General features: G+C 40.1%; 10 protein-coding genes. 2 read left to right on the top strand and 8 right to left on the bottom strand.

Annotated elements, in window-relative coordinates:
- Window positions 1–23: 23 nt before the first annotated feature.
- Entirely contained in the window at window positions 24–1,160 is a 1,137-nt protein-coding gene (locus ACE1EF_RS08115; protein WP_375720143.1) for a serine hydrolase domain-containing protein, read from the bottom strand.
- A gap of 259 nt (window positions 1,161–1,419) precedes the next feature.
- Between ACE1EF_RS08115 and ACE1EF_RS08110 the strand changes: the two genes are divergently transcribed.
- Entirely contained in the window at window positions 1,420–2,100 is a 681-nt protein-coding gene (locus ACE1EF_RS08110; protein ID WP_375720142.1) for a pseudouridine synthase, read from the top strand.
- On the opposite strand, the gene ACE1EF_RS08105 is transcribed toward ACE1EF_RS08110, so the two are convergent.
- The 5 genes from ACE1EF_RS08105 to ychF all read right to left on the bottom strand — a co-directional run bounded on the left by ACE1EF_RS08105 (window position 2,093) and on the right by ychF (window position 8,830).
- A complete protein-coding gene (locus tag ACE1EF_RS08105) occupies window positions 2,093–4,090 on the bottom strand; it encodes a T9SS type A sorting domain-containing protein (protein ID WP_375720141.1) in 1,998 nt (665 codons plus the stop codon). The two genes, ACE1EF_RS08110 and ACE1EF_RS08105, sit on opposite strands and share 8 nt — an antisense overlap.
- A 97-nt stretch (window positions 4,091–4,187) precedes the next feature.
- Window positions 4,188–5,003 carry an N-acetylmuramoyl-L-alanine amidase-like domain-containing protein gene (locus ACE1EF_RS08100; protein ID WP_375720140.1) on the bottom strand — a complete coding sequence of 272 codons (816 nt, stop codon included), beginning with the start codon at window positions 5,001–5,003 and terminating at the stop codon, window positions 4,188–4,190.
- A 25-nt stretch (window positions 5,004–5,028) separates the two neighbouring features.
- On the bottom strand, window positions 5,029–6,066 hold the full coding sequence (locus ACE1EF_RS08095; RefSeq protein WP_375720139.1) for an endonuclease/exonuclease/phosphatase family protein: 1,038 nt from the start codon (window positions 6,064–6,066) through the stop codon (window positions 5,029–5,031).
- Window positions 6,011–7,525, bottom strand: coding sequence for a right-handed parallel beta-helix repeat-containing protein (locus ACE1EF_RS08090; protein ID WP_375720138.1), 1,515 nt, complete (start codon window positions 7,523–7,525; stop codon window positions 6,011–6,013). Before ACE1EF_RS08090 ends, ACE1EF_RS08095 begins: the two co-directional genes overlap by 56 nt.
- 204 nt (window positions 7,526–7,729) lie before the next feature.
- Entirely contained in the window at window positions 7,730–8,830 is a 1,101-nt protein-coding gene (gene ychF / locus ACE1EF_RS08085; RefSeq protein WP_375720137.1) for a redox-regulated ATPase YchF, read from the bottom strand.
- Window positions 8,831–9,154: 324 nt separating this feature from the next.
- On the opposite strand from ychF, the gene ACE1EF_RS08080 reads away from it, so the two are divergent.
- Window positions 9,155–10,078, top strand: a complete 924-nt coding sequence (locus tag ACE1EF_RS08080) for a malate dehydrogenase (RefSeq protein WP_375720136.1) — start codon at window positions 9,155–9,157, stop codon at window positions 10,076–10,078.
- A 71-nt stretch (window positions 10,079–10,149) separates the two neighbouring features.
- On the opposite strand, the gene ACE1EF_RS08075 is transcribed toward ACE1EF_RS08080, so the two are convergent.
- Both ACE1EF_RS08075 and ACE1EF_RS08070 read right to left on the bottom strand, forming a co-directional pair.
- Entirely contained in the window at window positions 10,150–13,803 is a 3,654-nt protein-coding gene (locus tag ACE1EF_RS08075; protein ID WP_375720135.1) for a BNR-4 repeat-containing protein, read from the bottom strand.
- A 134-nt stretch (window positions 13,804–13,937) separates the two neighbouring features.
- Window positions 13,938–15,830: a fasciclin domain-containing protein gene (locus tag ACE1EF_RS08070; RefSeq protein WP_375720134.1), complete on the bottom strand. Its 1,893-nt coding sequence runs from the start codon at window positions 15,828–15,830 to the stop codon at window positions 13,938–13,940.
- Window positions 15,831–16,088: the final 258 nt, after the last annotated feature.

Raw genomic sequence — 16,088 nt, 5'->3', positions numbered from 1 at the left:
CCTACCGGATTTGTATACGGTAATTATTTTGTCAGCTCCAATGCCAGATCAATGTAGGTATACACATCTTTAGGATGGTGGTTGATATATGTTCTGCTGCGTTTATCTCCCAGGCGCACCACCACCATATTCTTTTCGGGAATAGCAAACACATACTGGCCAAGAATACCGCGCATATAAGGGATATGCATGCCCTTATAATTCAGGATCCATAACTGATAGCCGTAATAATCCACCGGATCGCCATCTTCACCAACCAGATATGTTGCCGGAGTCATGGCTTCGGTCATCAATTCTTTCGATACCAACTGTTTCCCGTTCCAGTTGCCATTGCTCAACATTAACTCGCCCCAACGTGCAAAATCCTTTGCATTGGAATTAAAACAGCAGTAGGCTTTTTCAACACCGTTCTTTTTATCCAGGCTCCAAAGGGCATCGTACTGTGCATTCATAGGTGTCCAAAAATACTTGCCCACATAATCCGACATGGTCATATTAGTTGCATTTTCCAGTACCAGCGAGAGCAACTGTGTATTTCCACTTTTATATTTAAATACCTTTCCCGGCTCTTCCTCAACTTTTAAGCCTGTTATCAGACTCATCAGGTTTGATCCATAATAGGATTCCGTGGTTGTATTAAAAAGACCACCATAACTCTCTACCCAGTTCAATCCGGACGACATGGTCATTACATCCCTGATGCGCAGATCCTTGTTCTCAGGATTATCATATTCCGGCACAAAATCTGATACCCGCTGATCAAGTGATTCAATAAATCCGTGATCAATAGCAGACAATATTGAAAATCCGACAATGGTTTTTCCTGCAGAAAAAGAATTGGAATAACTTGAATCAGAATAGCCCATCCAGTATTCATCCAAAAACAACATACTGTCTTTAATGATGGCATAGGCTACAGTGTTATACTGAGCCAGGCTATCTACCCAGTTATCCGGAATTTTCACCTCGCCATACGACGGAGCTTTCTCCCATGGTTCCGGATCAGCTGCCACCACTTCCCTGTTATTAAATATTTTATAATCATCAATATCTACGGTAAGATAGATTAATGCTCTTTGTGCATAGCGGGGAAGAAATGCATAAACTACCAAGATCAGTAAAATAATAGCACCTGTGATTTTTAAGCCTTTTCGTTTCATTGGGTTATATTTAAAAGATGTAAGAATCAAGACGTAAGACACAAGATTTTTCGAGAAATCCTCCGTACTGACGCTTCGGTCAGGAAACCTCTCCCGAAGCTTCGGGATAAAAAAGGAGGACTTAAGAGCGCACTATTTTAATAAATAGAACAATCTTTTGTCTTGTGTCTTATATCTTTCGTCTTAAAAAAAGCAATTTACAAAAGATTTTTGGTTCAGCTTTCTGAACCTATATAATTTATGTTCTTTTGTACCAATTATGGATATTGATATTCTGTATAAAGACGATTATTTGCTCGTTGTCGACAAACCGGAAGGTTTGCCCATACATATGACACAGGGAATGCCTCACGATGCGGATTACCTGACCAAAGTTATCGGGAAACAATTGGGTTGTTCTGTCTATAATGTGCACCGTTTGGATGCCAAAACTTCAGGGATTGTACTACTGGCATTAAGTCCCGAAATTGCACATGAATTAACACTGCTGTTTGAACAAAAGAAAATAACCAAGACTTATCATGCCATTGTCAGGGAAAATCCGGGTTCAGGAACATTTGATAACAAGGTAAAAAACCAGGGCAAACGCGGTTCAAAAAATGCTGTCACACATTACAATACCATGAAAACGGTCTCCACAACTATCTGCTACAAAGAATTTGAGAATGTCTCTCTGAGTCTGGTTGAAGTTACACCCGAAACCGGTCGCTGGCACCAGATAAGGCAGCATTTTGCACAGGCACGGTTCGATATTATCGGGGATAATAACCATGGAGACCGGATGCTGAACAAGATTATCGCTGAAAAAACAGGCATCAGCCGACTGTTGCTTCATGCCTCATCGTTGCAGTTTGAACATCCCATAACAAAAGAAGTCCGGACATACATATCCGAACTTCCAGTATCTTTTAATCAGTTGCTCCATTCAGAGTTTATCTGACCATAAATTTTTTGGCTGTTTTATTTTCGCCTGAAACGATCTGTAAAATGTATATGCCTTTTTCCAATTGAGTCGGAAGTATGGTTTCATGTCTCAATTCACCGTGTTGCGCATACATCTTTTTTCCTGATAAATCGAAAATATACACCGCTGCATTTTTGCCGGACTGTAAACCAGACTGTACATGTACCTGCCCCAAATTATCTGTAAATACAGTAATATCTTTCAAATCAGACTGGGTAAACTGAGGTACTATAATATCAGTAATCACATTATCCTGCAAATACATCGTAAAGTTTATCCCTTCAAAATCAGGATTTTCCGCAGTAACATTATATTTCCATACCTCGTCCTGAGCGAATCCGGGAAAATCCACATATACTGAATATTCACCTTCATCCAAACCGGCAAACCTGTAGTTACCATTCACATCTGTAAGCTGCTGATTTATCCATCTGCCATCTGTAACCGAATACAGCAATACCATGGCATTCAACTTTCCTGCTCTTCCCGAAGCGCCTGCATCAGAGGACATCGCATCAATCTCATTCACTGTACCCGCAACTGATCCTATACCCTGAGCGTATATCTTAGGAATAAAACTCACATTAAATGCATAATCTTTACGGTTACCCAGTACCGATTCCTGATTATTAACCCAACGAATGCTGTTTTTATGATAGCGGGTCATCAGCACCGAGTCATTACCTTTTGGAATCAGGTTAAACAGATATGTCCCGGTAGGTATTAAGAATTCCTTTCTCTGGTTCATAGTCGTATCCTTAACGGATACAGAATTAAACACACCATCTGTTTTTTTCAATGCCACAATGTCGTAATCAATGGTATCCAGTAACGGACCATCTATTTTTACACCGAACGACAGCCATGAATAGCCAGAAGGCGGTAAAAGTCTTACATTGCTAATTTTTAGTGTCATATCAGGAAAATCCTCGTGATGCACCTCACAAACATAGGAACCATTATCCGCATAAGTAGCTGAATGAACTGAATATCCGCTATTAGCGGACCAGTCTTGTATTAGCTTACTATCACGTAGATATCTGAAAGTAGTTTTGCTATCGCTGGTATCAACAAAGCTTAATGCCGGCAGGTTTACATAGACTGAGTCGCCGGGATGTAAATTCTTAAGCGTGGTCAACGGAAATATTCTTTGAGGATAATAGTTGGATTCATCACCCGAAATACTAAGGTTCTTTTTCAGATCTACAAAACAAAAATAATTGGTGTGCAAGGTAAAAACGACATTCAAGGGCGTATTTACAAGTCTTGTAAGACTGGTGAGATCCGGCACATAAGTAAAATAATTATTATCAAGCTTTAATGTTTTCAACTTTGTCAGATTAACCAGTTCATCAGGAACAGAATCCGTAAATGCATTATGATCCAGAATCAAATACCGAAGGTTTATCAGATCTCCCAGGCTATGAGGCAAAGCACCGGAAAAACTGTTTGTACTAAGATTGATATTTTCCAGATTCTGCAGTGATCCAATCGTTGCAGGCACAGAACCATCAAACTGATTATTATTCAGATAGAGGGTTTTTAGACTGTCCACAGATCCAATTCCGCCGGGAATATGTCCTGTCAACTGATTATTTGAAGCCCAAAACACTTCAAGCATATTCAGATTACCCAGATCCTCCTTTAGTGTTCCACTCACCTGATTAAACGATATGTAAATATATCGTAAATCTGTTAAGGCATAAATCTCATCAGGCAATATCCCTTTAAGATTATTTCCACTCAGATTAATGGCTTTAACTTTCTGGTCTTCACAGACTATCCCGTACCATGTATTAACATTACCGGTCAACCAATTATCCGACTTCACCCAGTTCTCACCACCGGTAGAGTTATACAAAGCAACCAGAGCCAATGAATCATTTTCAGAAACGGTTTGACCCTTAATATAAGCACTGAATACAAAAAGTATGGCCAGCGTTAATACTCTGTACATTCTATGCATAGGTAGAATTTTTGTGCAAATTACGAATTTTTATCGATTTTAACATAATATTAATAAAATATTTACACTGGCGATTTTATTTACAGAAATATAACCTCTAATCATTCAATCTTAAAACCACAATCCCCAACATGTGCTTATGTTGCCCGAGGTAAGCAGATAAAGGTTCGGCTGACACCATTACTTTATGATGTTGTGAAGATGCATGTAAAAAATACAAACTGTTGTTCCTGCGCAATGCAAAACCAACATGCGTAAAATCCAGTCCCTTTATATTAGTTGCAATGGCAATTACATCACCGTTTTTAATACCGGTGGCTACCGGGGTAAGTCTCTGCTTTGGTATAAACAACAGGTGTGTATTACTTAAAATCTGTTCACGCTGTTTTAATGAATCTATCTGTGTTAATCGTTGTAGTTTAGGATATAAATCAGGATGTGAACTCATAAAAAATACGGATGGACTATACTCAAGGCCTCCTAATCTATCAGTCACATCATATAAAATTCCGGATTCTTCTGCATTTAAAATCCAGTCGGTATAATAATGAAGCCGGCTTAAATAGCCAATAATTTCACCATTTCTATATCTTAACCCTTGTAAATTCTTTAAAAAAGATGCTTTTGATCCATTTGCCATATAAAGTGCAAGGCTGTTTTCCACCAGAGTAACACAATCGAAACCGGTTAAATCAACCACCAGCCGTTCCTTTCCCTGAACTTCTAAAGAATGCGATTTATACGGCATTCCTACCAAGGAAAGCGCAACATCTTCCGGAGAAGTAAAAGTTTGATTGACTAATATGGAATCCAGAATTTCTTCTGAGTTTTCAGCATAATAAACATCCAGGTCCTGTGCAGAACAGGACAGAAAAATACATGCAAGTAAACTTATACACAGAAATCTAAACATGAAGTAAAATAACGATAATAAGCGCTTATTTCAAAATTATCATCACAGGAAGATGGTCCGAAAATCCGCCGTTATACCGATACCCGCTAAAGGTTCTGAATGGTTTATCTCCCGTATATTTATCATCTTTTTCAAGCATAAACGGAAAACTGATTACAGATTCATACTTAAGCAATATCAGCCCGTTGGACTTGCGCTCATATAAGGAACTGCTCACTATAAACTGATCCAAAAAGCCCCACCTGCCCTGGTATTTATACGATCCGTCATCATCGGAATACAAGGCCAGGTTAACCAGCCTCCCCTTTTTACCGGCACCGAGACATTTGGTAATACTTTCATCGCAGGGATAGTCGTTAAAATCGCCCATGATAATAATATTACTGTTAAGGTTGCTGCTCAGGATGGAATCTGTCATGGATTTTAAGATAGTTGCAGCCTTACATCTAAGAGGCCTTGAGGCAACTACGCCGCCATAGCGGGATGGCCAGTGATTAACAAAGATATGCACTGTGTCTGCCCTGTTAAGTATTCCTTTGGAATACAGGATGTCCCGTGTTCTGAATTCCGGATCAGAAGTAGTGACCGGAATGTACCTGTTTATTAAAGGACTGTAAGAAGTTTTCTTATAAAGCAAGGCCACATCTATCCCCCTTCTGTCAGGAGATTCCTTATGTATAACAGCATACCTTAAATTCTGAAGTGGAGAATACCTGGTCAGTTTGTCCAAAACATACCGGTTTTCAACTTCCGCCAGGCCTACCAAATCCACAGGATTCATACCTCCGGCCGCAATTATTACCCTGGCAATATTATTGATCTTTTGTGTTGCTTTATATGACGTCCAGTGTCTTTGCCCCTCAGGCGTAAATTCTCCATCGTTAGTCAGGGAATCATTCATGTGGTCGAACATGTTTTCCACATTATAAAACATGACTTTACATTCCTTTTCATTCTGAGCATTTACCAGAACGGGAGTAATAAAAAGAATGATCAGTAAAAGGGTTTTATTCCTTTTTGGACTTAGGAACAAATTCAATGGCTCCAAGGTCGGGTGCTTCATCTTTTAAGCGGTAATTTCCAAAAATATCATATTCAGTGTCTTCAGTCAAAAACTCCGCATTACCGGCATTGACAGCGGGAGATAAGGAATCAAGACTGAAATCAAAATTTTCTGACGGACTGACAAACATAGGATCCCTGTCCCACATAACATGTCTGAAATGAGTACCATCCAAGGTATCCAGGTCTGTTTTACCTTTAATAATACAATAATCGAAAAGATAATTGAATTCCGCATCCACAGGCTCATAATCAAAGGTATTTACCAAAGCGACTTCCGTTTGCAGAGTCCCGTAAATAATACTGTTAATGAAATCCGCCCTTTTCAAATCTCTTGCAACAATCTGTTTATCAGCAGATTCATAGTAATTTTTCAAAACGACTGCAGGCGTTTTATCTCTGCCCCAGGTATAATAATTTCCTATGGTACACTGCAGAAAACTATAGCTTCCCCCAATACCCAAATAGACATTAAATTGTCCACAATTTGAAATCACACAGTTACTGGCTTCAATCACAGAACCTAAACCATAAATTCCGGCTGCTGTCATATTCTGGATTACAGAATTAGAAATCTTCAGGGTTGGTTTGTTTTGTGTAACTACGGAATCCACCTGAATACCAATGATTCCGTTACGGATTCTGGCATTATCAATTTCATTATCCTTACTGCCAGCCAGTAAATGAATATAGCCCCATTGTCCGGGCACCTTTTCATATGGCAGTCCTTCAAATAATTCATCAAGCCTGGCACCACGGATCTGGACCGGATTATCCAGGGTTCCTTTAACCTTAAAGGTACCTTTAACAAAAATGCTTACATTTTTCTCAAGGTACAATATTACACCTTCGTTCAGAGTGAGTGTTTCAAGGGAATCAACCACAATATGATCCTCAACAAGATATGGTTTGTCATTCGTCAGTTCTGTTGTATTCAGTAGAATTGCTTTGGTTACGACATCATTCAAACGGATATCGATGGTACGTTCTGCATTTTCAACGTTTAAATGATGAACATCCTGCCCGTAAGCCACCAGCTGAACAAATTGCTGATTACCATTGGTAATAAAAGATAATGAGTCGGTAATAATCAAAGGAAGATTTCCATTATTTGCATCCAGTGTAGCTTCAACAAATACGTACATACTGTCCTTTGCACGGATTATTACATCGGTCACCTTTTGATCTATACCACCATCGTAACCATCAACGTTTATCCGGAAAGGCGACAATTCACCTCCGCTTAATGCAACTTCTGAAATTTCAAGGTCTTTATTATAAGGATTGTATATGCGAAAATTCAGGGTTACTGAACCTACGGTAGTAAACACAGTATCAAAAGAGAGTGTATCAACGGAAAACTGTAACCTGGCATTGGGATCCAGATTCACATCTTCACGTTCACAAGCAAAAAGGATGACTATAAGTGCCAGTAATATGGTTCTTAACGCGTGTTTCAAGTTTAATTAATTTACCTGTAATTTATTAAAATTTCTTAAAAAAATCAAATTTCTGTTTAGTCTAAGTCTTTCTAAATTATAACGTTCAACAACACCAAAAAGTATCAGCCGAAAAAGCTTTAATTGTCAATGCCTGAACATTATTTGACATACTGAACAGACATTTTATTCCATTCTTACCCGTAAGTAATTCTAAATAAAGATTTAAACATTGAACCGAAAATGCATCACATCGCCATCCTGAACGACATAATCCTTTCCTTCGATGGCCATTTTCCCTTTTTCCTTGCAGGCTGCTTCCGAACCCAGACTGACATAATCCTCATATTTTATGACCTCAGCACGGATGAAACCCTTTTCGAAATCAGAATGTATTACGCCGGCTGCCTGGGGGGCTTTATCACCGTTGTGGAATGTCCACGCTCTCACCTCCTGGACCCCTGCTGTAAAATATGTTTTCAGATTCAACAAAGAATAGGCTTTTTTAATTAGTTTGGAAACACCGGGTTCGTCCAGCCCGAGATCATCCAGAAACATTTTTCTCTCCTCGTAATCCTCCAGCTCTGCGATATCGGATTCTGTTGCGGCAGCGATCAACATAACTTCCGCATTTTCATCTTTCACGGCTTCTTTAATATCCTCTACATATTTATTTCCGGTTTTTACCGCTGTTTCATCTACATTACAGACATACAGAACCGGTTTTGTCGTCAACAGATACAGGTCTTTCACCACTGCCTTTTCCGGATCTGATAGTTCCACAGTCCTGGCAGATTTACCTTCGAGCAAAGCTGACTGATATCTTTTCAGTACCTCAACCAGACGTTTTGCATCAGCATCCTTACCAACCTTGGCGATTTTTTCTGTCTTTTGCAGGCGATTCTCAACAGTCTCAAGATCCTTTAACTGCAGTTCTGTGTCGATTACTTCTTTATCGCGAACCGGATTTATTGAACCGTCCACATGAACGATATTGTCATTATCAAAGCAACGCAACACATGGATAATAGCATCTGTTTCACGAATATTTGCCAGGAATTTGTTGCCCAGTCCTTCGCCTTTACTTGCACCTTTTACCAAACCTGCAATATCAACAATTTCAACTGTTGCGGGAACAATTTGTTTCGGTTTTACCAGTTCAGCAAGTCTGTTCAACCGCTCATCAGGAACCGTAATAACACCAACATTCGGTTCAATGGTACAAAACGGGAAATTTGCCGATTGAGCCTTTGCGCTCGACAAACAATTAAACAGGGTTGATTTCCCAACATTCGGTAATCCTACAATTCCACACTGTAATGCCATTCCTTTATGAATTAATTTTTTTGCAAAAGTAGTGTTTCATATCTTTTTTTAACACGAATACTTAAAATAGTTAACAATTTTGCAGTAATTAAAAGGGCTTAGTAATTTTAACCTCCGATCTGGTTTAAATGATCACACTAATCTGTTATAAAACAGGAATAAGGATGAAACTTAACGGAGCATTTGTTGTTTTATTTGTAATGTTTATAAAATAGCCTGCAGAGCGATTTCCAATTAAGGAAATATTTCTGTAATTAAAATAATTTATATATTTGCGACTCCTGAAAACAAACGAAAATAATAAACTATAAAAACTAAAAAAAGATGAAAGTAACAGTAGTAGGTGCAGGTGCCGTTGGTGCGAGTTGCGCTGAGTACATTGCAATTAAAAACTTCGCAGAAGAGGTTGTATTGGTTGATATCAAGGAAGGTTTTGCAGAAGGTAAAGCCATGGATCTGATGCAGACTGCATCGTTGAATGGTTTTGACACCAAGGTAACTGGTGTAACCAATGATTACTCGGCAACAGCAGGAAGTAATGTAGCAGTCATTACAAGTGGTATTCCACGTAAACCCGGCATGACAAGGGAGGAACTAATCGGTATTAACGCCGGTATTGTAAAAACCGTTGCTGAAAACCTGATTAAGTTTTCACCGGAGGTTATTATCATTGTTGTAAGTAACCCGATGGATACCATGGCTTACCTTACGCATAAGGCTACTGGATTACCTAAAAACAGAATTATCGGCATGGGAGGAGCTCTTGACAGCGCCCGATTCAAATACAGACTGGCTGAAGCCCTTGACTGTCCTTCATCTGATGTTGAAGGCATGGTAATTGGCGGACACAGTGATACCGGTATGGTACCATTAATTGAAAAAGCAACACGCAACAGCATTCCTGTTTCAGCATTCCTGAGTGAAGATGTTCAGTCGGAAGTTGTTGAAGCGACTAAAGTCGGAGGCGCTACGCTCACCAAACTTTTAGGTACAAGTGCCTGGTATGCCCCGGGAGCAGCAGTATCAGAGCTGGTACGGGCCATTGCACAGGATTCTAAAAAGATGTTCCCGTGCTCTGCTCTTCTTGAAGGCGAATTCGGACTGAATGACATTTCATTGGGTGTTCCTTGTGTACTGGGTAAAAACGGTATTGAAAAAATCGTTGAAATCGAATTATCCGAAGCAGAGAAAGAAAAACTGACGTCTTCTGCTGAAGGTGTACGGAAAGTAAATGAACTGCTTGATTAAGCAAAACATTATAACGCAAAAAAGGGATCTTCGCTTTTGAAGATCCCTTTTTTATATCCGTTTGTTTTATCCTAATTCTTTATTATCATCTTAGTTGTGGATTGGTTATCCTGAACCACTTTTACAATATAGAGTCCTTTTTCAAGGGCAGATCCAATAATACACTGATCTTTTGCTACAGCATCCTCTACCAATCGTGAATTAATATCATAAACCTGGTAAGTGAAAGCGCCTTTCAACACCAGACTGAAGGTTGATTCTGATGGATTGGGATAACACCTCACATTGAGATTCTTTTCTGAAAACACCTTATCTACCGATGTGTTTGTTCCCAGTTTATAATACGGAATGATCAGTTTTCCATCCAGATCCTTGTGTGCGAAAACAAATGAGAGTATATTCTGATTCAGCAATAACTCACGATCAATCAGGCCTTCAGCCGTCGCGGTGTTACTCTCTGAAACGTCAAACTCGGTCCATGTCTGCCACTTATCGGCAGCAGAAGCAAAATAGACCCTATACCCGGGTGTAACCACATATAGGTTGTCATTCGCATCCACAGCAATATCACTTCTGTCAACCATTACTGAGGCAATAAGATCACTTTGCCAAACACCGGATTCATCCTGGTAAATATGACGCAACCAGGCAGGCTGCCGTGATCCCGGCCATGCACTGTTATCCGGCTGAGAATCGAGCATATAGGATTGCAGAATATGTATTCCGCCTTTACTGTCTACTGCCTGAGCTTCCTGGTTAATTAATCCCCTGTTTTCACCTACATTGTAAACTTTAAACCCTGATTTATTGTAATTCAGCGGATCTGTACCGGTTGTTGCAATCTTTGTGCCTTCTGCATTATACCACGTACGTCCGTTATCATCGCTATATGCATATGAAACATCATGATTCGTTGATGCTGTCGGTGTTTCACGCCAAACCATCGACACGTGCAATCGTGTGCCACCCGGTGTGTAATGCAAACCGTTTATATATCCACATTTACTTGTATAACCAGCAGGCATTCCATCTTCTCTTCCGTGAAGATATTCACCAATGTAACTCCAGCTTCCGTTGTATTCCCAAAGATGCGAATTTCCATCACCGCTCCATCCGGTTCGGCACTCAAACATCAGATCACCATTTGGTTCAGAAATAAAACGTGGATAGGTGACTGCACCGGCAAATGTCGCATCCGTTAACGGTTGTCCATTCACGAGGTAATTTTGAATGGAACCAAATGAAGATGCACTCCAGTCTGCTGTTTCCGGATCATTGGCCAAACCCGGATCAGACACTCTGTATTTAAGTGCATCATTGTGATGATCGAATGCAATATGAATGGAACCATCCTTTTCACAGATTCCGAAAGATATGGTATAATGATTATCCCCTAAATCATGCCCTGAAGTATAGTCTGTAAAATCAATTTCCTCCCAGTTCCCATCAGGCAGTTGTTTGCGTGCCAGGCATACATGTTTAGCTTTATTCCAGTAAGCAACATATTGATAACCTTTATACGTTGTAACCGCATCCTGCTGAAATGAAACGAAGTTTGATCCGTTAGCCGTCACAAAACCATTGGTTGTGATCACGTCAATTGGCTCCTTCACAAAATGAATAAAGATATCCGGATTAATCTCCAATGCGCCGTCGGGATCTGTTGTTTCAGGAATATACGTTTCTTCAACATCTCCGGTAATCAGTATGGAGTCACATACTGCATCCAGAATATCACCTTTGCTTGCCGATGAACTGATATCATAAGTGATCCAAAAGTAGTTATTACCTTTTACGAGTTGATAATCAGCAACAAGTTCTACAGACGTGCCCGGTGCTGAACCTGTTTCTGCAACCAATGCATCAGCACTGAATGTTGAATCATTTCCTGTAGCGTATATCTTCACATTTTGAATATCTGACAAAGATGTCGTGCCTGTTGTGGAAAGATACATTTTACCAAGAGACAGCGGATTAAACATATTTTGCGTAACAACCTCTACACACATCACCACATTATCCTGTGTAGCCGTATTTACGTATTTAGCAGGCTGAGAAGCATCAGAACTTTTGAATTCCATCTGACTGAACAGATCAGACAGAGAAAAGAATGTGGCTTCACTTCTGTCGAATGTATTATCATTAGCAGTTACATCTGTAATATTTGCCCCGAATATCCCACCACGGTCATCAAAGGAATAGTAAGCAAACAAATCCGGTTCATCGCCATTCAGTACTACAAGTTTATTGGCCTCAATTTCCTCCGGAGTCCTGGCTGACTTCCAAATCCTGACCTCGTCGACCATGCCTTTAAATGTTCGGCTGGCTACATCACTATCCCATCCCATAAAGAGATTTCCGGTAGAAAAATCGAAGGGCGTATATTTTGAATCCGCTGTTCCTGCGCGTGTTGATTTAGCAAGAGCACCATCCAGATACAACAGGCGTGTTGAATCAGTCAGAACAAACGCTACATGATGCCATTCATTTGGTGTAACGGTGGCTTCGGATACTGTGCCGTAATCAACTTCAGAAGTTCCGGGGATCATATCCGCTCCGGTTATAAAACGAATTCTTCCGGAGCCCTGCCATCCGGAAGCATACTGTAAACCGAAGTTTCCGGGACGATTAAACAACAGGCCGGCATTATCCACCTGGTTACCATTAGGCTTGAACCACATTTCAACCGTAAACGGTAAGGTTTTCAAATCGAATCCTGACATATCAACATTACTGTTTGCATTACCATCACCGGGGAAGGTAAGGCCATAATTCAATCCTTCCGGAACTACCGGATCGCAATCGTCACCTATCCCATCACCATCCACATCGGTTTGATCAGGATTAGGCAGATCCACACAATTATCTAGATCGTTTACAATACCGTCACCATCCAGATCATCATCACATTCATCACCGATTCCGTCATTATCGAAATCAAACTGTTCCGGATTATATACATCCGGACAGTTATCCTGATAGGCCGGAATACCATCCCCGTCATCATCTGCCAGACTCAGTGATGGCACATAGGTACCGCCGGTTATGGTCCCGTTATTATGACTGGCGGTCAGGTCTGTTGCTTCAGCCGCCTGATCATTAAAGTTATAATATGCAACCAGTCCCGGTTCATCGCCATTAAGAGTCCTGGTTTTATTATCTTCAAGTTCCTGAAGCGTGCGTTCAGTATTCCAAACCCTCACTTCGTCCATTATTCCTTTAAAGGTTCTGCTTATTATGGCTTTATCATACCCAAGGTAAAGCTCACCACCGGTAAAATCGTAAGGTGAATTTGCCGTTGTGTTGGATGCAAGAGACACCCCGTCCACATAAATTGTTTTTGAACCGGAGGTAACAACAACAGCCACATGATGCCATTCGTCTGTTGATATAGCTGGAGTTACAACCTTATCGCCACCATAATCCAGTCTGAGCATATTAACGCCTTCCCAGTCTGCCGCATAGTAAAGACCGGCATTTGAGGCACCTCTGTGATAAAACAGGCCGGCATAAGCGACCTGTGTACCTTCAGGTTTTATCCACATTTCAACGGTAAATGGTAGTGTGGTCAGATTCAGACCTGAAATATCAACGTTGCTTGATGTTCCGTTTCCACCGGGAAGATAAATGCCATAATTATCCTGTGCGCCGGAATCTACAGCTAACAGTAAACCTGTTAACATTAATACAGCCGCAAGAGTTTTGCGTAAAAATTTAAGTTTCATATATAGTTATTATTAGTTTTTAATGATACCTGTGAATCGATAATGGACTATGTGATGATAAGACGTTTAGCGCAACTTACACGCAACATTACACTTCATTACCCTGATCCCCGGAAATAAAAGCAATTATTACCCTAATCAATTCCTTCTGTTTCCAGCACTTCAACCGGAACAAATTCAAGAAAGTCGAACATAAATTCTCCTGAACGGGCAGCTTTAACAGAAAATGTATGTGTACTTGCTTCTTTAAAGGTATATATTCCAAGAATTCTTCTCAAATACCCATCATTCACACGGGCGTTTCCGGTAAACCATGTCGTATTTGCCGCCTGAAAACTGGCAGGGCCTTTCATATAGCCCCTGTTTCGCATCATCTTATCATTTTCAAACCCCTGCGGATCAGCTGAATTTGATCCGGGCAGCTCATATCCGATGGTCGGATCTGTTGCGAATATCCTAAGATCAAGTGGGATACCACAGGGTATTCCATCCCAGTAAAGTTGAGCTGCACCACGTTTGGTTTCAACTTTCCATCCAAACCGCACTTCATACGTTCCTGCGGGGACACATGGTGTAGTAATCGTAAAATCGTACAATCCTCTTAAATAAACCTCATCACCCTGATAATCGAGATAGCGGTTGTCGGCATTAAAATACCCGAATTCGGTTCCTTCGGAAACCTGGACCCTTTCAATATATCCCGGTGGGAATTTCCACAGTTCAGAATTAATGCCGGCCACATTCACTTTCCCTCTGATATTATTATTCATGAATTCAGGGAAAAAACTGGCCGCATCCATTCTCAGACGCTTACTGGAAATATAACCGGCAAACTGAAAGTCATAGGCCAGAATTTTATCTATTTCATGATACACCCCGTTTATCGCATCATTATCGTAATTATTCGGATTAAGTCGTATAGCACTTTGTGTATTGTCCGGATCAACCATATTGAAAAGGTTCGTTTCACTTGTCCCTCTGTTAGTCCGTACTTCCATCAATGTATTCGGGCACATGGTTTCGATATACTCGAACATATTATAGGATTTAATGGAATGATCAGTTTCATCCCAGTGAATAATGAAATTTACATAGTTTATTTCCTTGTTTATGAGATGGTATGCCACAAACCGGTTCAGACTGTTTCTACGGTCCGTTATGTCTGTTATTCCGGCATCACCGGGATATACTACATCATATATCTGTTTTGCATATGCAGAGAGTTCATCAAGATTTGTAATTCCATAGGTCGCATATGTTGAATCACTTTCCACCATAGCTGTAAACCCATATTTCCTGGTTTTAGGGACCCGGACATTTGCTGCTGACTGATCAATATAAAAAGCATCCGGATCATATGATTCATCTTCCACAGGAGTAAGTTTTTCATCCAGACCTGTGGCAACCAGCGCCGCGTAGAACAACTTGAATTTCGGATCTGAAGATAAGGCTTCAACAAGCGTTTTTTCACTTGGCTTCAACACTTCCCCAATTTCGTGAATCACACCATTATGAAGTTCAATATCTGGCTGAAGGATAGGTGATGTTTTATTTACCTTAATGGTGAGATCACCTGTATTAAAGCTTGCGTAGGTAATTGAAATATACCTGTCACTCATCGTTTTCTGGGTCAGGCGACCTTCCACGAACAAATCGGTAGGCACAACAAAACCATTTATAATATGATCGTACGCTATTTTAGTCAGGGTATCCAATGGGAATTCAGACAAATCTGTTCGGCCTTTCTCCTTATAAAATGCCCACATGGCTTCGTTGTCAGGTGCAAAGCAGGTATATTCACCATAGGCATTCAATAAACTCATTACTTTTGTTGTATCCAGAAGCCTTACAAATTCAGAATAAACATCCGGACGTGCCTGTAAATACTGCCCCACAAGCTCACCTGTGAAGGTGTAATAACTTTTTTCTTCAATTTTATCGCTGTTACATGCCTGAAGCAGAGATGATGATATTATTACTGATAATATAACATACTTAACACTGTTAACTGAAAAATGTATTTTCATATTACATGAATGTATTTAGTAAAAATTGCCCCTAAGCTAAGCTTATTCAAAAGTATCTAATTCAGGAGAAAATTAATAAAACAAAAACAAGAATAACTAACAATTATTTTAAAAAACGACGACGTACTGAAAAAAGAAAGGGTTGCCTGATGGCAACCCTTTCAAATACACTGTTTTATAATTCTAGTTTGTTTTTACAACTTTGAACAGTTTGCTTGCACCTGCACTTTCAGCTTTAATGATATATAATCCTGTGCC

Origin of the sequence: Quyinboa sediminis, assembly GCF_042219855.1 — a bacterium.
Lineage (GTDB): Bacteria > Bacteroidota > Bacteroidia > Bacteroidales > UBA5342 > JBHJHP01.
Note: the sequence above shows the minus strand (reverse complement) of the source record. Positions and strands in the feature narration are given on the sequence as shown.

What these genes read in the sequence shown, in the direction of transcription:
- ACE1EF_RS08115 (WP_375720143.1), bottom strand. Translation starts at nt 1,160, where the DNA reads ATGAAACGAAAAGGCTTAAAAATCACAGGTGCTATTATTTTACTGATC.
- ACE1EF_RS08110 (WP_375720142.1), top strand. Translation starts at nt 1,420, where the DNA reads ATGGATATTGATATTCTGTATAAAGACGATTATTTGCTCGTTGTCGAC.
- ACE1EF_RS08105 (WP_375720141.1), bottom strand. Translation starts at nt 4,090, where the DNA reads ATGCATAGAATGTACAGAGTATTAACGCTGGCCATACTTTTTGTATTC.
- ACE1EF_RS08100 (WP_375720140.1), bottom strand. Translation starts at nt 5,003, where the DNA reads ATGTTTAGATTTCTGTGTATAAGTTTACTTGCATGTATTTTTCTGTCC.
- ACE1EF_RS08095 (WP_375720139.1), bottom strand. Translation starts at nt 6,066, where the DNA reads ATGAAGCACCCGACCTTGGAGCCATTGAATTTGTTCCTAAGTCCAAAA.
- ychF (WP_375720137.1), bottom strand. Translation starts at nt 8,830, where the DNA reads ATGGCATTACAGTGTGGAATTGTAGGATTACCGAATGTTGGGAAATCA.
- ACE1EF_RS08080 (WP_375720136.1), top strand. Translation starts at nt 9,155, where the DNA reads ATGAAAGTAACAGTAGTAGGTGCAGGTGCCGTTGGTGCGAGTTGCGCT.
- ACE1EF_RS08075 (WP_375720135.1), bottom strand. Translation starts at nt 13,803, where the DNA reads ATGAAACTTAAATTTTTACGCAAAACTCTTGCGGCTGTATTAATGTTA.
- ACE1EF_RS08070 (WP_375720134.1), bottom strand. Translation starts at nt 15,830, where the DNA reads ATGAAAATACATTTTTCAGTTAACAGTGTTAAGTATGTTATATTATCA.